We start from the raw sequence: 20,332 nt of genomic DNA on the forward strand, positions 1-20,332 counted from the left end.
TTCTTCGGCTTCTATCCGCATCCCTCTCCCGTTGGGAGAGGGCTTGAGCGCACGGCGGCGCAGCCGTCGTTCTTGCACGAAAGGATGAGGGGCGTGCCTCACCGGTCAGACCCGACCCTCATCCGGCCCTGCGGGCCACCTTCTCCCACCGGGAGAAGGGAGGTAGAGACCCCCCATGACCCTCCCCTTCGCACCCGCCGCCTTCCCCATGGCCCGTCCCCGCCGCCTGCGCAGCCAGCCGTGGGTGCGCCGACTGGTGGCCGAGACCACCCTGACGCCGTCCGACCTGATCTGGCCCCTGATCGTCCACGACGGCGCTGAGGACCGCGTGCCCGTCCCCTCCATGCCCGGAGTCTTCCGCCTGTCGCCGAAGGCGGCCGCCGAGGCGGCTGTCGAGGCCCGCGATCTCGGCATCCCCATGGTCGCCCTCTTCCCCAATGTCGACGCCGCGACCAAGGACGCGATCGGCACGGGCGCCACGGACCCCGACGGCCTGATCCCGGACTGCATCAAGGCCATCAAGGACGCCGCGCCCGAGATCGGCGTCATGTGCGACGTGGCGCTGGACTGCTACACCGACCATGGCCACGACGGGGTCATCGAGAACGGGCGGATCGTCAACGACGCCTCGCTGGACCGCCTCGCCGAACAGGCCTTCATCCAGGCCCACGCCGGCGCCGACGTCGTCGCCCCCTCGGACATGATGGACGGCCGGGTCCAGGCCATCCGCGAGGCGCTCGAGGCCAACGGCTTCCACGACACCCTGATCCTGTCCTACGCGGCCAAGTTCGCCTCGGCCTTCTATGGCCCGTACCGCGACGCGGTCGGCTCGGCGAAGATGCTGACGGGGGACAAGAAAACCTATCAGATGGACTACGCCAACTCCGACGAGGCCCTGAAGGAGGTCGCCATGGACATCGCCGAGGGCGCCGACATGGTCATGGTCAAGCCCGGCATGCCCTATCTCGACATCGTCCAGCGGGTGTCCGAGACCTTCAGGATCCCGACCTTCGCCTATCAGGTCAGCGGCGAGTATTCGATGATGCAGGCCGCCATCGCCAACGGCTGGCTCGACCAGGACCGCGCCATCCTCGAGACCCTGCACGGCTTCAAGCGCGCGGGCTGCGCCGGCGTGCTCAGCTACTTCGCTCCCCAGGCCGCGAGACTGCTGGCCCGCTAACAGCCAAGCTCCTTCGTCAAATCTTCACCCGACCCCGGCACGATTCGGGAAAAGGGAAGGCGATGACGGCTGTTTCGTGCCTGCGGGTCATGGTGGACGCAAATCGCACGGATTTGCCAGCGGAGACGCTCGGCCCCCTCGTGGCGAAATACACCGCCATCTTTCTGGAGGTGCGCTGGGTCCGGCCCCGCACCGCCGATCAGCTCACCCACTACTGCTATCTGCTGAGCGACCCGCAGACCGACCAGCTGGACACCTTCGAACTCGCCCACCTGGCCACCGAGCTGCAGGAGCGGCTGTTCGGCACCGGGGTCGAGGACGCGGTGAAGCTGGTGCTGTTCGAGGGCGAGCCGGAGGCGATGCGGGCCTTCACCGCCGCATCCGCCGAGGAGGTGGCGCTGGCCATGGAGGATCCCGGCCGCCTGCCGAAAGGCGGCCGCCTGCGTCGCATCGCGGCGGACGGATCGCTGATCGACGTGCCGGAGGAAGTCAGGGCGCCGAAGGGCCCCGTCGACGACACCAACTTCGGTCCCTCGATCGATGGCGCGCAGGGCATCTATTTCCCCAAGGCCCGGGCCTTCGTCGGCGACGTCATCAGCTGCACCCCGTCACGCGCGGCCACCTACTACAGCGCCGTCGACGGCGACGAGCACCTGCCTGACGAATCCGGGTCGTTCGACGGCAGTTGCGTGATGACGGCGCTGCGCTTCCTGGTCGATTTCCCGGTCGTGACCCCGCTGTACGTGCCGGTGTCGTTCTCGACCCTGGTCCGCCCCACCCAGAGGGCGGACTATGTCGAGCTTCTCGGCATCCTGCCGGCGGAGACCCGTTCCCAGCTGGCCGCGACCGTCTATGACGTGCCCAGGGCGCCGTCGTTTCAGTCGCTCAAGATCATCCATGAGGCCTTGCGGGACCATGTCTCCAGCATCGACCTGCGCACCCAGGACCCGGATTTCGAGGTCAGGCAGCTGGCGGAGAAGACGGTGACGAGCGTCACCCTGGTGCTCCCCAACGCCAGCCAGGAGGTTCGCACCGCCGCCTTGAGGCGGTTCGCGTCTCACGCTGCGGAATACCGGCGCCGCCGCATCTGGCCGGGGCTGTCCAACATCCGCTACCGGGCCGAGCGCGAGCTGGCGATCAGCCTCGGCTTCCCGTTCCTGACCGGGCCGGGAATCTGCCGGCTTCAGAGCGAGCCGATCGGCGGTCGTGCGTGGGAGGCCGGGGCCCTGCCGGTCCTGACGATCGATCGCTCGCTGGCCGCGACCGGCTGATCCTGCTCTAGTTTCGCTCTCGGGAACGACGTGAGACACCATCGATGATCAGACGCACCCTCCTCGCCCTCGCCGCCCTGCTGCTATGGCCCGCGCTCGCCGCAGCCCAGGACCCGGCCGCGCCCGCCCTGCCCCGCGTGGCGCTGGAGACCTCGGCCGGTCGCATCACCATCGAGGTCGAGGCGGTCAAGGCGCCGATCACGGCCGCCAACTTCCTGAAATACGTCGATGAGCGTCGTCTCGACGGCGCAACCTTCTACCGCGCCATGCAGTCGGGGCCCGGCACGGGTCTGGTCCAGGGCGGGGTGAACAACGATCCCGAGCGGGTCCTGCCGCCCATCGCCCACGAGCCGACGACCCAGACGGGCCTCAGCCATATCGACGGCGCCGTCTCGATGGCCCGCTACGCCCCCGGCACGGCCACGGGCGACTTCTTCGTCTCTGTGGGCCCGACCCTGTCCTACGACGCCGGACGGTCCTTCTCGGTCGATCCCGACGGTTTCGCGGTCTTCGGCCGGGTGGTCCAGGGCATGGACATCGTCCGCGTCATCCTCGCCAGCCCCACCTCACCGACCGAGGGCGAAGGTTTCATGCGCGGCCAGATGCTGGAGCCTAAGATCGTCATCCTCCAGGCCTGGCGAGAGACGGCACCCTAGGGTTCACCGAGCGCCTCGCGGAAGAACCGCACAACCTCGGCATTGAAGCTGGCCTTGAACGCTGCGCGGTCAAAGCCGGGTGCCGACGTGCACAACTCAGGCACCGCTGCCCTCATCTCCGGCGCGCAGGCCGTCAGGAAGTCGTAATGGCCGGCGTTCTCGACCCGGTGATAGTCGACTGACCCGCCCAGCCGGTCCCGCACGGGTTCGGCGTGGTAGGGCGACGGCAGGATCTGGTCGTCGGCGGCCTGCCAAAGCTGTACCGGAACGTTAATCGCGGCCAGGCTCTCATCGGTGAACGACAGGCCGAACGCCGGCGCGGCGATGACCGCCGCCTTGACGCGCGCATCCCGGGTCCCGGGTCGCCAGTTGGCCAGGTCCAGCCCGCCGAACATCGCGACCAGTCGACAGACGAAGACCTCGGGCTGCGCCGCACAATGCGTCTGGATCGCCCCGGCGTCCGAAACCCCGCCGATGATCGACGCTACCGTGAACCCGCCCGCCGAGAATCCGAAGGCGCCGATGCGCGTGTCGTCGATCTCCACCGGCCCGACCCAGGTCCCGGTCATATAGTCGATCAGGGCGCTGAGTTGCGGCGCGCGCCCCGTCAGCCGGAGGCCCCGGCTCTGGTCCTGGAAGTTGTCGCCGGGATGCGTCAGGGCAGCGACCACGAACCCGGCCTCGGTCAGGGCCTCGGCGGTGTCGGAGTGGCCGCGATACCAGCCACTGTTGCCGTGCGAGATGACCACCAGCGGTCGGGGCGAGCCATCGACGGCGCTCGCGGGCAACCAGACGCCGCCCTCGATCAACTCGCCGCCGGGGCCTGCGAACTGGATGATCTGGTCGGGGGCGTCGGACTGGGCCCGCGCCGCGACGGGCATCACTCCGATCACGACGAAGGCGGACAGGGCGCACAGGAAGCGCGGGAAGGACAGGGGCGGTGGCATGAGGATCTCCGGGTTGGATGACCTCTCCTGCCCGCCGCCCGATCGCCGCCGCCAGCCCGGTTTCGCGAACGGGCGAACGGGTTCGCGGGGCGGCGAACGGTTCCGCTCGCGGTCTGCGTCGGTATAGTCGGGCCATGAACGATGCGACGCCCCGGTCGATGAATACGACGCGCGCCTGGTTGATCGACCTTGTCGCATGGGCCGTGGTCGGAGCGATCCTCGGCGCGGTCGGGCCGTTCGGGAGTTTTTTCAACGACAGCCTGGCCGTGCGCGTCGCCTACTGGACGACCCTGTGCCTGGTGAGCGGCGTGGTCATCAGCGCGAGCGTGCGCGGGGTCTGGCCCCTCGCCCGGAGGCGCGGCGTCTCCGCATGGGTCTGGGTTCCGGTCACCGCCGTGGCGATCACCGCCCCGCTCGGCCTGTTCGCCCGCGTCTTCGCCACAGGCCTCTGGCCGGGCATCCGAGAGCGTGTCAGCCTGATCGAGTGGTTCGGACAGACCCTGTTGATCGAACTGATTTTCCTGTCGATCTACGTCGCGGCGCATGCCCGAGGTCCGTCGCTCGCGTCACCAGCCGAGACCGCAGGAACGGCCGGAGTGCGCATCCTCGACCAGCTGCCCGCTCGGCTGGGACGAGACCTTCTGTGCCTGCAGATGGAGGACCATTACGTCCGCCTCCATACGCCGGAAGGCTCCGTCCTCGTGCTGACGCCCCTGCGCACCGCCATCACCCAGGTCGGCGGAATCGAGGGAATGCAGGTGCATCGCTCATGGTGGGTGGCGCGACAGGCGGTACAGGGCGTCGTTCAGGACGGGCGAAACCTGCGCCTGAAGCTGGTCTCCGGACTGGAGGCCCCTGTCGCCCGCTCCAAGATCGCTGAACTCAGGGCCGCCGGATGGCCGGTCGGCGAAGCCTGATCCGCGATCAGGAGGTCGTCCGCGCCCTCCTCACCGGCCCGACCTCCCCGACCGGCGGCGAAGGCTTCATGCGGGGCCAGATGCTGGCACCGAAGATCGTTGCTGGCTCGAAGTCGGTCCTCAAGGCTCGCTACGCGCCATCAGAGCGACCAGATCGTCCTTCCAGAACCGCGCCCAGGTGTGGGTGCCGTGGCCCTTGCCGTCCACGCTGACGGGGATCAGGCGATAGACGCCATTCGCGATCCGGGGCGCGAACTGTTCCGACAGGCCCAGTTCCGGCGGATTGATGAAGTCGTCGGCCGAGTTGATCCAGGTCGTCGGCGCCGTCATTCGCTCCAGCCCCGCCGAGGGGTCATAGTCCCAGGAGGCGTTGACCTGGTACCACAGGTCATTGGCGTCCAGCGCCGGCAGCCGCCGCTCCATCTGGGTCGCCAGATAGCCGTCGACCGTCTCCGGCGTCGCCAGATCCCGCTGCATCGCCATCGGGGCCGAACCCGCCAGCAGCAACAGATCGACGGCCGTGCGCAGGCCCTGAACCGGTTGGGCCTGGTAGTCGCCGCCCGCCCAGAGAGGATCGCTCCGGATCGCGTCCTTCAGCATGGTCCGCCACAGCCGGTTGCGTCCCACGATCGCCGTCGGCTGGCAGGCCATGGGCATCAGGGCGTCGGCGAAGTCCGGGTGGGTCGTGCCCCAGACGAAGATATGCATACAGCCCATCGAGGTGCCGAGGATCAGCCTCAGACGATCGACGCCCAGGCCATCCACCAGAAGCCGCCGCTGCGCCTCGACCATCTCGGTATAGCCATACTCCGGGAAGGCCGCCCGCAAGCCGTCGCTGGGCCTTGACGAGGCGCCGTGACCCAGGTTGTCCGGCATGATGACATAGTAGCGGGCTGCATCCAGCGGCTGGCCCGGCCCGAACAGGTCGTCGGCGAACTGGGGCGACAGGAACTGGGCCCCGGTCCCGCCGGTGCCGTGCAGCAGCAGGACGGCGTTGGTCACATGTCCCTCGGCGTCACGCCGGGGCTCTCCCAGCGTGCGATAGTGGATCCGCGCGTTCGCCAGCGTCGATCCACGCGCCATGGGCAGGTCGCCGATCGCCGCATCGCCCTCGATCGGGCTCCACGTCTGCGGGGTCCGGGCGTAGGCCTGACCACACCAGACCAGCAGAAACAGAAGGATCGTCGCGATACGCATGGCCGTCCTGGCTCCTCAACGCCCCGAGTTAGCATTCCGCAGCCCGTCAGGCCGCTGAAATCCCGAGATATTATGATTTTTGAGGCGATCGAACGGGCACCCCTCGCAGCCATGGTATGATGCTCGCCGGTCTTTGACATCCCGCAGACAGGCGCCGGGGCGCCGATTGGACGGGTTGCACTCGGAGTGCAATTCCGCCCCGGCGAATTAATCGTTCTATATCAGGCGTCTAAGCGTCATTCCTCAGAGAATTGGACTCTGCACCCCGTTTTTCCGGAGTCCAACCGTCCGGGCTCAGGGCTTCAGCCGAGCCTTCAGGCTCGAGGTGTCCCAGCGATTGCCGCCCATCCCCTGAACCTCGGAATAGAACTGATCGACCAGCGCCGTCAGCGACACGACCGCGCCATTGGCCCGCGCCTCGTCCAGCACCAGCCCCAGGTCCTTGCGCATCCAGTCGACGGCGAAGCCGAACTCGAACTCACCCTTCGCCGCTGTCTTCCAGCGGTTGTCCATCTGCCACGACTGGGCCGCGCCCTTGGACACGGCGTCATAGGCGGCGTCGGTGTCGAGGCCCGCGGCCCGGGCGAAATGCACCGCCTCGGCCAGACCCTGGACCACGCCGGCGATGGCGATCTGGTTGACCATCTTGGTCAGCTGGCCCGAGCCCGAGGCCCCCATGTGCTGGATCGCCTTCGAATAGGCCATGACCGCCGCCCGCACCGTCTCCAGGGCGTTCGCGTCGCCGCCCGCCATGACGCTGAGCTGGCCGTTCTCCGCCCCCGCCTGACCGCCCGAGACCGGCGCGTCGATAAAGGCGACACTGGCGGCGGCGCACAGATCCGCCATCGCCCGCGCCACCTTCGCCGAGGTGGTGGTGTGATCCACGATCACGGCCCCCGCCTTCAGCATGGGCAGGGCCTCGCCGACCACCTGACGCACGTCGTCGTCATTGCCGACGCACAACACGAACAGGTCCGCGCCCTCGGCCGCCTCGGCCACGGTCGCGGCGAACCGTCCGCCGTTCGCCTCGGCCCAGGCCCGCGCCTTGTCGAGCGAGCGGTTATAGCCGGCGACCTCGTGCCCGGCCGTGACCAGATGACGCGCCATCGGCCCGCCCATGACGCCCAGCCCGGCGAAACCGACCCTCATGCCTGGGCTCCGCCCGCCACGCCGTAGCGCCCCCGGAAATAGGTCAGGGCCGCGGCGTCCGAGGACTCGAAGCCCGTGACCTCGCCGATGATCATCATGTGGTCGCCCATCTGCACCCGGTCGTGGGTCTTGCAGTCGAACCGGGCGGCGGCGGCGCCCAGCCTCGGCGGCGCATCGCCGACCCGCTGAAACTCGTGCGCCTCCATCAGGCCGATGCCCTTGGCGAACCGGCGCGCCAGGGCCTCCGACTGGGCGTCGAGCACATGGATCGAGAACCGCTCCGCCTCACAGAAGGCCTGCCACCGCTCCGACCGCTCATCCAGGCACCACAGCACCAGACGCGGCGTCAGTGACACGGAGGTGAAGGAGTTGATGGTGATCCCCAGCGGCCCGAGGCTGCTGTCGGCCGTCACCACGCAGACCCCGGTCGCAAAGGCGCCCAGCGCGCGCCGATAGGCGGTCACGTCGCCCCCGGCGACCTCTTGGGGAAGGGATTCAAGGCTCACGCACCGGACCTAGGCGACGGGGGGCGGCGAGGCAACCGGCGTCATCGGAGATCGCGCAGCACAGCGGTAATGTGTCCGGGTAGATCCTCTGCGGTCAGCCCCGCCCCGAACCGCCCCGCCGCGTCAGCATGAATCCACACGGCCGCCGACGCCGCCTCGAAGGGATCCATCCCCTGGGCCATCAGTCCTCCGATCAATCCGGCGAGGACGTCGCCGCTGCCCGCCGTCGCCAGCCAGGGCGAGCCGTTCCGATTGACCCTGACCCGCCCATCGGGCGCGGCGATGACCGTCTCCCGACCTTTCAGGACCACATGCGCCCCGCTGATCCGCGCCGCCTCGACGGCGGCCGTCTCGCGCCCCTGCCCCAGAAGGCCCGGAAACACCCGCTCGAACTCGCCCTCATGCGGCGTGATCAGATCCTTCGCCTCGAGACAGGCGAACAGATCGTCCGGCCGCCCTTTGAACAGCGTCAACGCGTCCGCATCGACGACCAGCGCGGCTTTCGTCCCGGCCAGCGCCTTCAGGTTCGATGCCGTCGCCTCGGTCAGCCCCGCCGCCGGTCCGATCACGACGCAATCCAGCGGCTCGGCCAGCGTCGCCAGCGCCTCCGCCGTGTCGAAGTCGGAGACCATCACCGCCTCCATCGCCCCCGCGATCACCGGTCCGGCGTCCGGCGGACACAGGATCCGCACCAGCCCCGCGCCGATCCTCAGACCGGCCCGCGCCGCCAGTCGCGCCGCCCCGGTGTGCAGCATCCCGCCCGACACGACGCCCAGCCGGCCGCGCTGATGCTTGTGCGCATCGGGGCCGGGCCACGGCAGGAGGCTGCGCCACAGGGCGGGATCGTTGGCTTCGCTCATGCTTCTCTCAACGCCCTTCCGTGACGAAAATGCAAATCGCCCCTTGCCTTATGCTGCGATGCGATGTCCCTTTGGTTCCCGAGCGTCTGGCCCACCTGATGCCGCCTCGGGGTCGCCCATGAAGAAGATCGAAGCCGTCATCAAGCCGTTCAAGCTCGACGACGTGAAGGAAGCGCTCCAGGACATCGGGGTGCAAGGCATGACTGTGCTGGAGGCCAAGGGATATGGCCGACAGAAGGGTCACTCCGAACTCTACCGCGGCGCCGAATACGTCATCGACTTCTTGCCCAAGATCAAGATCGAGGTGGTGGTCGCCGACGACCTCTACCCGGCCGTGGTCGAGGCCATCCAGACCGCCGCCCGCACCGGCAAGATCGGCGACGGCAAGATCTTCGTCTCGGACGTGATCGACGTCATCCGCATCCGCACCGGCGAAACCGGGGCGCAAGCTGTCTAGAAGAATGGCCGTCTAGGCCGAACCCGCAAAAGACTTCCTCCCCAGAAGAAACGCAAAAGGATCATCGACCATGAGCGCCGCCAAGAAAATCCTGCAGGAGATCAAGGACAAGGACGTCAAATACGTCGACGTCCGCTTCACCGACACCAAGGGTCGCCTGCAGCACGTCACCTTCGACATCGACCTGGTCGACGAGGAATTCCTCGAAGAAGGCACGATGTTCGACGGCTCCTCGATCGCCGGCTGGAAGGCGATCAACGAGAGCGACATGCTGCTGCTGCCGGACCTGACGACGGCCTACATCGACCCCTTCTATCAGCAGACCACGATGTTCCTGTTCTGCGACGTCATGAACCCCGACACCGGCGAACCCTACAACCGCGACAGCCGCTCGATGGCCAAGAAGGCCCTGGCCTATGTCCAGTCCTCGGGCGTGGGCGACGTGGTCAATTTCGGCCCGGAAGCCGAGTTCTTCATCTTCGATGACGTCCGCTGGAACACCGCCCCGCACAACACCGGCTACAGCTATGACTCGATCGAGCTGCCGGCCAATACGGGCGCCGAATACACCGAGGGCAATATGGGCCACCGCCCGGGACCCAAGGGCGGCTACTTCCCCGTCAACCCGGTCGACTCGGGCCAGGACCTGCGCGGCGAGATGCTGGGCGTCATGCGCGACCTGGGGCTCAACCCCGAGAAGCACCACCACGAGGTGGCGCCGGCGCAGCATGAGCTGGGCCTGAAGTTCTCCGACCTGCTGACCATGGCCGACCGGCTTCAGCTCTATAAGTACGTGATCCACAATGTGGCCGCGGCCTACGGCAAGTCGGCGACCTTCATGGCCAAGCCCATGTTCGGCGACAACGGCTCGGGCATGCACGTCCACATGTCGATCTGGAAGGACGGCAAGCCCCAGTTCGCCGGCGACAAATACGCCGGTCTGTCGCAGCAGTGCCTCTGGTACATCGGCGGCATCATCAAGCACGCCAAGGCCATCAACGCCTTCGCCAACTCGACCACCAACTCCTACAAGCGTCTGGTGCCCGGCTACGAAGCCCCGGTGAAGCTGGCCTATTCGGCCCGGAACCGTTCGGCCTCGATCCGCATCCCGCACACCTCGAACCCCAAGGCCAAGCGCCTGGAGGCCCGCTTCCCCGACCCGATGGGCAACCCCTATCTCACCTTCGTGGCCCTGCTCATGGCCGGCCTCGACGGGATCGAGAACCAGATCGATCCGGGTGGTCCCGCCGACAAGAACCTGTACGACCTGCCGCCGGAAGAGCGTCACTCGATCCCGGAAGTCTGCGGCTCGCTCAAGGAAGCCCTGGAGAACCTCGACAAGGACCGGGCCTTCCTCAAGAAGGGCGGGGTCATGGATGACGACTTCATCGACAGCTACATCGAGCTGAAGATGGAAGAGGTCATGCGCCTGGCCCTGCACCCGCACCCGGTCGAATTCGACATGTATTACAGCTGCTGATCGGTTCGATCGGCGGATAGACAAAGCCCCGGACGGTCCGCCGTCCGGGGCTTTTTTTCTGCGCCAGCGTTCGACAAAAGCGGGCGCGCGGAATGTCGGCTGAGGGTGGTGAGCAGACATTGGTGCGGATCACCGCCACTCCCTCGGGACGATTTGATGTCTCCGTTAACCAGAAATGAGAAGACCGAGTGCTTGGGTCATCTCGATGAACGACGGTCGGAGAACTATTTTGGATTCTGGGTCAGAAAAACTAGCCGCCGACACGCCCCTGTCCGCGGAGTGGTCTTCGCTGGACGTCCGTGATCTGGATCTGTCTCTGTCGGGATCACTCGAGGCGATCGTGAGGCTTGCCGAGCAAACCCATCCCGGCTGCGTGGCCAGCATCATGCTCGTGGACTCGGCAGGGGGACATCTTCTTCTGGGGGCGGCTCCAAGTCTGCCGGACATCTACAACCAGACGATCAGCGGGTCCGCCGTCGGCCCGGACGCCAACCCATGCGGCACGGCGGCCTTCGGCAACTACCTCGTCGTTGTCGAGGATATTCAGTCTGACCCGCTGTGGGCCAGGTTCAAATCCTTCGCGGCAGAGTTGGGTCTGCGTGCTTTCTGGTCGCAACCCATCCGGGGCCAGGCTGGGCAGGTCCTGGGGGTAATCGCGTTCTATTACTGTGATGCTCGCTTGCCGACAGGCGAGCAGATTCGATCCATTCAGGACTTCTCGGTCCTGGCGGCAACCGTCATCGAAAAGCACGCCGAGAAAGCAGCGAAGGTCGAGGTTGAGCAGCGCCTGTCCAAAACGTCTTTGCGCCTGACCGAGCTGGAGGATCACGCCGAAGAGCAACAGCGTTCGGTCGCGAAGAGAGAAGAGTTCTATGGGGCGATCATGGAAATGATGCCGGCCCTGCTAGTCGTGAAGGAGGCCCGCACCGGCAAGCTTGTCCTCATCAATCGAGCGGCTGAGGTCGCCACGGGCCTGTCGTCGGCCGAGGCCCTAGGTAAGACAGTTCATGACCTGTTTCCCGCCGAAGAGGCGAAACGATCCTGGGACGAGGATCAAGAGGTCATTCTCACCAAACAGGTGAAGGTCGAGCAGGGTGCGCTGGTCACAACCCGGGACTTGGGCGAACGGTACTGGACGACCAGAAAAACCGTGACCTTTGAGGAGGGTGAGCCCGCCTACATTGTCACTGTCAGTGAGGACGTAACCGAGCAGCACCAGCTAAATGTTGCACTCCGGGCCGCCTTGGACGCCGCCGAGGCCTCTGGGCGTGCGAAATCGGCGTTCCTGGCCAACATGAGCCACGAGCTCCGTACGCCCCTGAATGGGATTGTGGCGGCCTCGGACATTCTGACCCGAAAATGCGATCGGCGTGACCAGCTTGAACTACTGGATATCATTCGCTCATCCGGCGAAACATTGACGGCTTTGCTGGTGGATTTGCTGGATACGGCCAAGATCGACGCCGGCGAGCTCAAAATAGAAAATGAAGCACTTGATTTGCAATCATTGGCTGAATTCAAGCTCGAAAAATTCAAACTGCAGAACACAAATCCAAGTGTAACCTACGAACTCATTTTCGACGAGACCATTGGTGGGTTTTATAGTGGAGATCAGCTGCGAATTCGGCAGATTTTGAGCAACCTTCTCAGCAACGCTGCCAAGTTTACCTCGGCGGGCAAGATCGTCCTGTCGGTCGAACGAACCTCAAGCGGGCTGATCCGTTTCTCTGTGTCCGACACGGGGATCGGCTTTGCGCCAGAAAACAAGGACCGGCTGTTCAACAGATTCCAACAGGCGGATGAGACGATTACGCGCAAGTTCGGTGGAACCGGCCTTGGCCTTTCCATCTGTCGGAGCCTGGTGGAAGCCATGGACGGCACTCTGGATTGCGAGAGCCAACCGGGACGGGGGTCGACCTTCTGGTTTGAACTTCCCCTGGACTCCGTCCATGCGCCTATAGACACGAGTTCAACTGCCACTGCGGTCGAATCCCCGGATCGCTCACTGCGGGTGCTCATCGCCGATGACCACCCGACGAACCGTAAGGTGGCCGAGTTGATGTTGTCTGGAATGGCCGACGTCGTGAGTGTGGTCGATGGACAAGAGGCCGTGGACGCCGCCTGCGCTTCGCATTTCGATATCATTCTAATGGACATGCAGATGCCGGTCATGGACGGCCTCACCGCCGTGCAGAAGATCCGAGCGTCTTCATCAAACTGCCGGGACGTTCCGATCGTGATGATGACAGCAAATGCGATGCGGGAACATGTCGAGGCCAGCCGGACTGCGGGCGCTGACGTTCACCTCGCAAAGCCGATCACTGCCGAGACCCTGTTTGCTGCGATGAACGAGGCCATGGAGAGGGTTGTCCCCGATCAGCAGAACGCGAGTCACGGTTGAAAGCCGGTCCGAATATGGCTGGGGGCGGAATCCAGAAGAGTGAGGCCTCAGCCCGGTTTTCCGAGCGTCTGCAACGGGTCGGCAACGGTCGGAGGGTTCGCGCCGGACCGCGGACCCTATTCCTCAGGCCGTCGCCAGCCCCTCGTCGTCCTCGTCCTTCTTGCGACGCAGCTCGATCAGACGCACGCACCAGATCGAGACCTCGTAGAGCAGCACCAGCGGCACGGCGAGCATCAGCTGGCTGATCGGGTCCGGCGGCGTGACCACGGCGGCCAGGACCACGACGGCGACGATCGCATAGCGACGCCCCTCGCTCATCATCTTGGACGAGATCAGCCCGGCCATGCCCAGCAGCGTCGTCACGACCGGCAGCTGGAAGCACAGTCCGAAGGCCAGGATCAGCGAGGTCACCAGATTCAGGTAGTCCGAGATCTTGGTCGTCAGCAGGACGGTGATGCCCTCGCTCGATATCTGCTGGCTCAGCGAGAACAGCATCACGAACGGCAGCATGACGAAATAGACCAGCGCCCCTCCCAGGAAGAACATCACCGGGGTCGCGATCAGGAACGGCAGGAACGCCCCCTTCTCGTTGCGGTACAGGCCAGGCGCGACGAAGGCGTAGAGCTGATAGGCCAGGATCGGGAAGGCCAGGACGATCGCGCCGAACCCGGCGATCTTCATCTTGGTGAAGAGTTGCTCCAGCGGCGCCGTGGCGATCAGTTCGACCGCTGCCAGCCCGCCGGGCGGGAAAGGCTTCAAGCCGGCCGTGATGGCCAGCAGGTCCAGAGGGTTGCCGTGCTCGCCCTTAGCCACGGCGGCGGCGTGAACCGCCGCGGCGGCCTGGAACGGCTTGATCAACTCGACCTGCAGCTGGGCGGCGAAGAAGAAGCACAGGATGAAAGCGAGGCAGAAGGCGGCGACGGACCAGATCATCCGGCCGCGCAGCTCGATCAGATGCTCCATCAACGGGGCGCGCGACGCCTCGATCTCGGCTTCGTCGCGGTCGGTCATGGGACGGTCTTGGGCTTACGCGGCGCGCGCGGCTTGGCGGCGACCTTGGACGCGGCCTTGGCGGCGGGTTTGGCGGCGGGTTTGGCGGGTGCGGGCTTGGCGGCCGGCGTAGCGGCGGCCTTGGCCGTCATCGCGCGAGGTTTCCGGGTCTTCACCGGCACGACCGCAGACGTCGCCACCGGCTCCGGGAATTCGGGCTGGTCCAGCATCACCGCGCGCGGCGGCGGCTCGACATAGGCGGGCGCTTCCAGCTCGGCCTTGATGTCCTTGAAGGCGGCGTTGGCCTCGTCGCCGAGGCGAACCATCCCCTGCCCGACCGGTCCCTGACCGTCGCGCAGCGCCTGGACCTCCTTGCGCAGCTCATCGAGCTCCGACTGACGCGCCATCTCCTCGAAGCTGGAACGGAACTCATTGGCCATGCCGCGCGCCTTGGCGACCATCTTGCCGAGCTGGCGCAGCATTCCAGGCAGCCGCTCGGGTCCGACCACCACCAGGGCGACGATGCCGATCACCAGATATTCGAGGCCCCCGATCCCGGGGCCGAGGCCGCCCATGCGTCAGGCTCTTTCCCGAACCGGACCTAGCGCTTCAGCTCTTCCTTTTCCGCGTCGGTGCGCGGCAGGCTGCTGACGCCGTCGGACGGGCCGTCCTTCTTGTCGTCGTCCTTCAGGCCCTCCTTGAAGGCCTTGATGCCCTTGGCGGCGTCGCCCATCAGGCCCGAGATCTTGCCCTTGCCGCCGAACAGCAGGGCGACGACGACGATGACGATGGCCCAATGCCAGATGCTGAAGCTGCCCACGGCGATCTCTCCTCGAACGGGGCCAGTTGCGGCCCGCGTCAAACATACGGCTCCTATAGTCCAGCGGATGGCGACGCGCCAAGGGAAGCTGTAAGGCCGCGCAAATGAGTCACGTCATCATCCACACCGACGGTGCCTGCAAGGGCAATCCGGGCCCTGGCGGCTGGGGCGCGATCCTGCAGGCTGGCGGCAAGACCAAGGAGCTGTGCGGCGGCGAAACGCTGACCACCAACAATCGCATGGAGCTGACCGCGGCCATCATGGCGCTGGAGGCGCTGACGCGGCCCTGCAAGATCGACCTCCATACCGACAGCAAATACGTGATGGATGGAATCACGAGCTGGATTCACGGCTGGAAGGCGCGCGGCTGGAAGACGGCGGACAAGAAGCCGGTCAAGAACGACGACCTGTGGAAACGACTCGACATCGCCCGCACCCGCCACGAGGTGAAGTGGCACTGGGTCAAGGGTCACGCCGGTCACGAACTCAACGAACGCGCGGACCAGTTGGCCAACCTCGGAATCGACCGCATGCGCGCCGCCTCGACCTGACGGGTTCAGACGAACGTCGGTAGACGCCTTGCGGCGAAGCCTGGGATGCGATCAGGTCGGCGCATGACCGACATGACCCCGATTCCTCCCGAAACCGATCCGATCGATAACGGCTCCAGGGGCAAGACCCAGCGCGTTTCCGTCGAGGGCACGATCGCATCCGTCTCGGCCATCTCTGCAATGATCGTCGCGGCTGCGTCGATGTTCACCGCCGTCCAGGCGCTGGACGTGTCGCGCACGGCGGCGAAGCAGAAGATCTTCGAGACCCAGCTGGCCACCTGCCTGCAGTTCAGCGAACTGACCGCCCGCGCCTCGTCGGACAGCGAGAAGGCTGCGGCCCTTTACGAGGGACCGATCGACGATGACGTCAGCGCCGAGATCACCGCGCGCATGGAAGCCGGCGACGCCATCTCGACGTCGATCTACCAACAGTATCTGCAGATGACGATGGTCTTCCCCGACGAGATCAGCGACGCCGCCTATGCCGCCAGCGAGAAGCGGGTGGCCCTCTACAACAAGCAGGTGGAGGTGCTGGAAGCCGGCGTCATCACGGCCCAGGACATCGCTGACCTCGGACGACTCGCGGGCGAGGAAACGGATCAGCTGAACGCTGCGTCGAGCGCCTGTCGCGACGAGGTCGGCGCGGTCGCCGGCATCGGCTGACCGGTCAGACCTCGCGCCGCACCTTCAGCGACGGACCTTCCAGGCGATCCACCACGACGCTGTCGCCCACGGGCGGAGCGTCGCCGTCGATCAGGGCGACCCATTCGGCGCCGGAGACGAACACCCGTCCCCTGCCCTCGACGAAGGCCTGAACGACTCGCGCCCGCTGTCCGACTAGGCGCAGATCGCGGTCGTTGATGTCGGGGTGATCTTCTGGGTTCACACGCTGGATCAGGCGCCGCGACAGCGCGGTCGCCAGCACCGTCAGGCCAGCGAACAGCCCGACCTCTACGGCCAGCCCCATGCGCAGCCCCAGGGCGGTCAGGACCGCGACCACGCCGGCCGCGACCGCCGGCCAAAGAAGCCATTCGGTCGACAGCGACGCCTCGATTGCGAGCAGCAGCACGCCCACGGCCAGCCAGATCCAGAACGGCTGGGAGGCATAGATGTCGAGAATAGCGCCCATGGCTCAGCTCTCCGTCATGCCGTCGGCGGCACGGCGCCGCCGGACCTGGTGGACCGCGCCGGCGGCGCCGGCGGCGCCGGGCGCGCCGCCTGTTGCTGGTTGCGCGCCAGTCCGACCAGTTCGCCGATGCCGGCGATGGTCCCGACCAGGCCGCTCATCTCGGCGGGCACGATGACCGTCTTGGCGGTCGGGTTGCGAGCCAGTTCGGCGAAGGCCTCGACGTATTTCTGGGCGACGAAATAGTTGATCGCGTTGACGTCGCCGCGGGCGATGGCCTCCGACACCATGGCGGTGGCCTTGGCCTCGGCCTCGGCGGCCCGTTCGCGCGCCTCGGCGTCGCGGAAGGCGGCTTCCTTGCGGCCCTCGGACTCCAGAATCGCCGCCTGTTTGGCGCCCTCGGCGCGGGCGATGGCGGCCTGTTTCTCGCCCTCGGCCTCGGTGATGACGGCGCGGCGTTCGCGTTCGGCCTTCATCTGGCGCGCCATGGCGTTGGTGATGTCGACCGGCGGGGTCAGGTCCTTGATCTCGATCCGGTTGACCTTGACGCCCCACGGCTCGGTCGCCGCGTCGATGACGGTCAGCAGACGCGAGTTGATATTGTCCCGCTGGAACAGGACCTCGTCGAGATCCATAGACCCGACCACGGTGCGCAGGTTGGTCGAGCACAACTGGGTGATCGCATAGGGCAGGTTCTCGACCCGATAGGCGGCGCTCGGCGCGTCCATGACCTGGATGAAGACGATGGCGTCGACCTTCACCATGGCGTTGTCCTTGGTGATGACCTCCTGCTGGGGCACGTCGAGGACCTGCTCCATCATGTTCATGCGCCGGCCGATCCGTTCCACGAACGGGATCAGGATGCTGATGCCGGGCTTCAGCGTCTTGGTGTATTTGCCGAACCGCTCGACCGTCAGCTCCCGTCCCTGGGGCACGATCTTGACGGTGCTGAACACGAAAATGACTGCGAAAACCAGCAGCACAACGGCGAAATAGGTCATTCAGGATCCTCCTGGCCGCAAGTTAACCCGAGCCGAGCCGGTACGCCACGGAATCCGGGCGCCGCAAACGAAAACGGCGGCCCCCTCCCGGGAGCCGCCGCATCGCAAAGAGCGGGTCGGAAGACTACTCGTCTTCGTCTTCGTCTTCGTCTTCGTCTTCGTCTTCGTCTTCGTCTTCGTCTTCGTCTTCGTCTTCGTCCTCGTCTTCGTCCTCGTCTTCTTCGTCTTCTTCTTCGTCCTCGCTCGGATCTTCCTCGTCGGCGTCGTCGTCCTCGACTTCGAAGCCGCCGCCTTCACACAGGTCGACGTCGTACACTTCTTCCGTGTCGCCATCCTCGTAGGTGGCCATCACGTCCTGGACGCAGTCGTCACCGACCTCGAAGGTCACTTCGACGCCGTCGCCCGGTGCGATTTCTTCGTCCAGCAGGTTGTCGCCGAAGTCCTCGACCGACGTGCCGGAGATGGCCAGTTCGGTGATCGCGACTTCGCCCGTGTTGGTCACGGTCATGGTGGCCTGCGCCATGGCGCCGGTCGCGAACAGGATGGCGGCGGTCGAGGCCGCCATGAACAGTTTCGTCTTCATCTGTATAGTCCCCCAAGGCTGGCGGGATGCCGGCCAAAGTTCAAAAGAGAGCGACCGAGGACGGAATCGTCTGGGCCGTCCTGTAAATGTGTCGGCTTTGCAGCACGCTAGGGTAAGTGACGGGACCTGACAATGCCGTCAACCATGGCGAAACGCGACGGCCCGGGCGATCACTCGCCGCGTCTCGGCCCAGTCCACTGCGGCCATGGCGGTCGCGATGGGCATGAAGACAGCGTCTGCCGCATCGTCGCCCGCGACCGCCTCGCCGCCGGTCCATTCGGCGACATAGTCGATCAGCACATAGTGTCGGCCAGCCTCGGGAAAAATGCCGTCCACGACGTCGATGAGGCCGAGAATGCGCGCCTCGACCCCCGTCTCCTCGACGAGTTCCCTCAGCGCCGCGTCGACCGCGCGCTCTCCGGGCTTGATGCGTCCTCCCGGCAGGCTCCACTCCCCCATCCGTGGCGGCGTCCCGCGCCGGATCAGCAGCACCTCGTTGCCCTTCAGGCAAACCACGCCGACGGCGGGCACAGGCGTCATGGAGGAATCGTTCATGACGCCACCCTAGCGCCTGTTTTGGCGGGCCCCCTCTTTTGAGTAGCGTCTGCGGCAAGGCTTTGAGACAAGACGCCATGGCCTCCCCCTCCTCCAGCGCCCTCGACGAACTGAAAGCCGCGCTCGGCCCCTCGGGCTGGACGGAGGATCAGTCCGAAATCGCCCCGTGGCTCACCGAATGGCGCAACAAGTGGAAGGGGCACACACCCCTGATGCTGAAGCCCGGCACGACGGGCGAGGTCGCCCGCGCGGTGGAGATCTGCGCCCGCCACGGCGTCGCCATCACGCCCCAGGGCGGCGACACCGGCCTGGTCGGCGGCCAGATTCCGATGGGCGAGGTGCTGCTGTCGACCCGCCGCCTGCGCGCCGTACGCGATGTGACCCCCCTGGACGACGCCATGACGGTCGAGGCGGGCGTCACCCTGCTGGAGGCCCAGCAACTGGCCGCCAGGGCCGACCGCTTCTTCCCGCTCAGCCTCGCAGCCGAGGGCACGGCCACCATCGGCGGGGTCATCTCGACCAACGCCGGGGGCACGGCCGTCCTGCGCTACGGCATGATGCGTGACCTGGTGCTCGGCATCGAGGCGGTCATGCCGGACGGCCAGGTCTTCAACGGCCTGAAGCGGCTGCGCAAGGACAACACCGGCTATGACCTGAAACAGCTGCTGATCGGCGCCGAGGGCACGCTGGGCGTCGTCACCGCCGCGACCCTGAAACTGTTCCCGATCATGCGCAGCCGGGCCACCGCCGTCGTCGGTCTGGCCAGCGCCCATTCCGCCATCCAACTCCTCGCCCGCGCCAAGGCCGAGACCGGCGGCGGGGTCGAGGCCTTCGAGCTGATGAAGCGCATCGGCGTCGAATTCGCGATCAGACACATCCCCGGCGTCCGCGAGCCGCTGGACAGCGTCCAGCCCTGGTACGTGCTGATCGAACTGGCCTCGGGCGAACCCGGGGCGGCCGAGGCCGGGATAGAACGCATCCTGACCGCAGCCTTCGAGGAAGACCTGATCACCGACGCCGCCATCGCCCAGAACGAGTCCCAGGTGCGCGACTTCTGGAAACTGCGCGAGGAACAGTCGGCGGCCCAACGGCCCGAGGGCGGCGGCTGGAAGCACGACGTCTCGGTCCCCGTCAGCCGCATCGCCGACTTCCTCGATGAGGCCACCGCCGCCGTCGAGGCCTTCGAGCCGGGCGCCCGGGTCAGCGCCTTCGGCCACGTCGGCGACGGCAACATGCACTACGACATCCTGTGCCCGCCCGGCGGCGACCTGCCGGCCTTCCTCGGCCGCTGGTTGGACGGGTCGCGGGTCATTCACGACATCGTCGCCCGTTACGACGGGTCGATCTCGGCCGAGCACGGTCTGGGCCGCCTGAAGACCGACGAGGCGCGCCGCTACAAGTCGACGCTGGAGATCGCGACCATGCAGGCGATCCGCAAAGCCATCGATCCGCAGCGGATCATGAACCCGGCGGTGCTGTTCTAGTTAAAGCGACGCCGCCAACCCTCACGCGGCAAGTTGCGTGACCTTGTTCTGGAAAGACATGAACTTCCGCGCGTCATCAAAGCTGACGTGACCCCCTGAAACTCCTCCAGGAATAGCTAGAGTCCGCCCCTCGAAAGGACGGACAGAATGAAGCGATCGAGATTTACGGAAGAGCAGATCATCGGGATCCTGCGCGAGCAG

The 20,332-nt window shown here is 66.2% G+C and carries 23 protein-coding genes; 10 read left to right on the top strand and 13 right to left on the bottom strand.

Annotated features, from left to right (window positions below; genetic code table 11):
- Positions 1–175 precede the first annotated feature (175 nt).
- The 3 genes from hemB to ACP7AB_RS12715 all read left to right on the top strand — a co-directional run bounded on the left by hemB (position 176) and on the right by ACP7AB_RS12715 (position 3,107).
- On the top strand, positions 176–1,180 hold the full coding sequence (gene hemB / locus ACP7AB_RS12705; protein ID WP_425991633.1) for a porphobilinogen synthase: 1,005 nt from the start codon (positions 176–178) through the stop codon (positions 1,178–1,180).
- Positions 1,181–1,242: 62 nt separating this feature from the next.
- Positions 1,243–2,451, top strand: a complete 1,209-nt coding sequence (locus ACP7AB_RS12710; RefSeq protein ID WP_425991634.1) for a hypothetical protein — start codon at positions 1,243–1,245, stop codon at positions 2,449–2,451.
- A 44-nt stretch (positions 2,452–2,495) separates the two neighbouring features.
- Positions 2,496–3,107: a peptidylprolyl isomerase gene (locus tag ACP7AB_RS12715; protein WP_425991636.1), complete on the top strand. Its 612-nt coding sequence runs from the start codon at positions 2,496–2,498 to the stop codon at positions 3,105–3,107.
- On the opposite strand, the gene ACP7AB_RS12720 is transcribed toward ACP7AB_RS12715, so the two are convergent.
- A complete protein-coding gene (locus ACP7AB_RS12720; RefSeq protein WP_425991638.1) occupies positions 3,104–4,054 on the bottom strand; it encodes an alpha/beta hydrolase family protein in 951 nt (316 codons plus the stop codon). The two genes, ACP7AB_RS12715 and ACP7AB_RS12720, sit on opposite strands and share 4 nt — an antisense overlap.
- Before the next feature lie 17 nt (positions 4,055–4,071).
- On the opposite strand from ACP7AB_RS12720, the gene ACP7AB_RS12725 reads away from it, so the two are divergent.
- Positions 4,072–4,971, top strand: a complete 900-nt coding sequence (locus ACP7AB_RS12725; protein ID WP_425991639.1) for a LytTR family DNA-binding domain-containing protein — start codon at positions 4,072–4,074, stop codon at positions 4,969–4,971.
- Positions 4,972–5,091: 120 nt separating this feature from the next.
- On the opposite strand, the gene ACP7AB_RS12730 is transcribed toward ACP7AB_RS12725, so the two are convergent.
- From ACP7AB_RS12730 to ACP7AB_RS12745, 4 genes are all read right to left on the bottom strand, one after another.
- A complete protein-coding gene (locus ACP7AB_RS12730) occupies positions 5,092–6,168 on the bottom strand; it encodes an alpha/beta fold hydrolase (protein ID WP_425991641.1) in 1,077 nt (358 codons plus the stop codon).
- A gap of 294 nt (positions 6,169–6,462) precedes the next feature.
- The gene (locus ACP7AB_RS12735) at positions 6,463–7,317 is read right to left on the bottom strand and encodes an NAD(P)-dependent oxidoreductase (RefSeq protein WP_425991643.1); all 855 of its coding nucleotides are present in this window, start codon (positions 7,315–7,317) and stop codon (positions 6,463–6,465) included.
- Positions 7,314–7,823, bottom strand: coding sequence for a flavin reductase family protein (locus ACP7AB_RS12740; RefSeq protein ID WP_425991645.1), 510 nt, complete (start codon positions 7,821–7,823; stop codon positions 7,314–7,316). The genes ACP7AB_RS12735 and ACP7AB_RS12740 overlap by 4 nt, the downstream gene beginning before the upstream one ends.
- 41 nt (positions 7,824–7,864) lie before the next feature.
- Entirely contained in the window at positions 7,865–8,683 is an 819-nt protein-coding gene (locus tag ACP7AB_RS12745) for an NAD(P)H-hydrate dehydratase (RefSeq protein WP_425991647.1), read from the bottom strand.
- Positions 8,684–8,801: 118 nt separating this feature from the next.
- On the opposite strand from ACP7AB_RS12745, the gene ACP7AB_RS12750 reads away from it, so the two are divergent.
- From ACP7AB_RS12750 to ACP7AB_RS12760, 3 genes are all read left to right on the top strand, one after another.
- Positions 8,802–9,140 (top strand): P-II family nitrogen regulator, encoded by a 339-nt coding sequence (locus ACP7AB_RS12750; RefSeq protein ID WP_271086072.1) that lies wholly within the window; start codon positions 8,802–8,804, stop codon positions 9,138–9,140.
- 70 nt (positions 9,141–9,210) lie between these two features.
- Complete coding sequence (glnA, locus tag ACP7AB_RS12755) at positions 9,211–10,620, top strand: type I glutamate--ammonia ligase (RefSeq protein ID WP_425991649.1); 1,410 nt, start codon at positions 9,211–9,213, stop codon at positions 10,618–10,620.
- A 205-nt stretch (positions 10,621–10,825) separates the two neighbouring features.
- On the top strand, positions 10,826–13,021 hold the full coding sequence (locus ACP7AB_RS12760) for an ATP-binding protein (protein ID WP_426046150.1): 2,196 nt from the start codon (positions 10,826–10,828) through the stop codon (positions 13,019–13,021).
- Between the two features lie 123 nt (positions 13,022–13,144).
- Here ACP7AB_RS12760 and tatC read toward each other — a convergent pair whose 3' ends face one another.
- Genes tatC through ACP7AB_RS12775 form a run of 3 tightly spaced genes read right to left on the bottom strand, consistent with a single transcriptional unit; the run spans position 13,145 to position 14,831 of the window.
- Positions 13,145–14,032 (bottom strand): twin-arginine translocase subunit TatC, encoded by an 888-nt coding sequence (gene tatC / locus ACP7AB_RS12765; RefSeq protein WP_425991653.1) that lies wholly within the window; start codon positions 14,030–14,032, stop codon positions 13,145–13,147.
- A complete protein-coding gene (gene tatB / locus ACP7AB_RS12770; RefSeq protein ID WP_425991655.1) occupies positions 14,029–14,586 on the bottom strand; it encodes a Sec-independent protein translocase protein TatB in 558 nt (185 codons plus the stop codon). The genes tatC and tatB overlap by 4 nt, the downstream gene beginning before the upstream one ends.
- A 26-nt stretch (positions 14,587–14,612) precedes the next feature.
- A complete protein-coding gene (locus tag ACP7AB_RS12775) occupies positions 14,613–14,831 on the bottom strand; it encodes a twin-arginine translocase TatA/TatE family subunit (protein ID WP_303695654.1) in 219 nt (72 codons plus the stop codon).
- Positions 14,832–14,935: 104 nt separating this feature from the next.
- On the opposite strand from ACP7AB_RS12775, the gene rnhA reads away from it, so the two are divergent.
- Complete coding sequence (gene rnhA / locus ACP7AB_RS12780) at positions 14,936–15,382, top strand: ribonuclease HI (protein WP_425991657.1); 447 nt, start codon at positions 14,936–14,938, stop codon at positions 15,380–15,382.
- Positions 15,383–15,445: 63 nt separating this feature from the next.
- Positions 15,446–16,045 (top strand): hypothetical protein, encoded by a 600-nt coding sequence (locus ACP7AB_RS12785; RefSeq protein WP_425991659.1) that lies wholly within the window; start codon positions 15,446–15,448, stop codon positions 16,043–16,045.
- A gap of 4 nt (positions 16,046–16,049) precedes the next feature.
- Here ACP7AB_RS12785 and ACP7AB_RS12790 read toward each other — a convergent pair whose 3' ends face one another.
- The 4 genes from ACP7AB_RS12790 to ACP7AB_RS12805 all read right to left on the bottom strand — a co-directional run bounded on the left by ACP7AB_RS12790 (position 16,050) and on the right by ACP7AB_RS12805 (position 18,647).
- Positions 16,050–16,511, bottom strand: a complete 462-nt coding sequence (locus ACP7AB_RS12790; protein WP_425991661.1) for an NfeD family protein — start codon at positions 16,509–16,511, stop codon at positions 16,050–16,052.
- Positions 16,512–16,525: 14 nt separating this feature from the next.
- A complete protein-coding gene (locus ACP7AB_RS12795; protein WP_425991663.1) occupies positions 16,526–17,509 on the bottom strand; it encodes an SPFH domain-containing protein in 984 nt (327 codons plus the stop codon).
- A gap of 124 nt (positions 17,510–17,633) precedes the next feature.
- Positions 17,634–18,092 (bottom strand): hypothetical protein, encoded by a 459-nt coding sequence (locus ACP7AB_RS12800; protein WP_426046151.1) that lies wholly within the window; start codon positions 18,090–18,092, stop codon positions 17,634–17,636.
- A gap of 138 nt (positions 18,093–18,230) precedes the next feature.
- Entirely contained in the window at positions 18,231–18,647 is a 417-nt protein-coding gene (locus ACP7AB_RS12805) for an NUDIX hydrolase (protein WP_425991667.1), read from the bottom strand.
- A 77-nt stretch (positions 18,648–18,724) separates the two neighbouring features.
- Between ACP7AB_RS12805 and ACP7AB_RS12810 the strand changes: the two genes are divergently transcribed.
- On the top strand, positions 18,725–20,131 hold the full coding sequence (locus ACP7AB_RS12810; RefSeq protein ID WP_425991668.1) for an FAD-binding oxidoreductase: 1,407 nt from the start codon (positions 18,725–18,727) through the stop codon (positions 20,129–20,131).
- 21 nt (positions 20,132–20,152) lie between these two features.
- Here ACP7AB_RS12810 and ACP7AB_RS12815 read toward each other — a convergent pair.
- On the bottom strand, positions 20,153–20,332 hold a 180-nt coding region (locus ACP7AB_RS12815), incomplete at its 5' end, for a hypothetical protein (protein ID WP_426046152.1).

Source organism: Brevundimonas sp. TWP3-1-2b1 (genome assembly GCF_049896165.1).
GTDB lineage: Bacteria > Pseudomonadota > Alphaproteobacteria > Caulobacterales > Caulobacteraceae > Brevundimonas > Brevundimonas subvibrioides_B.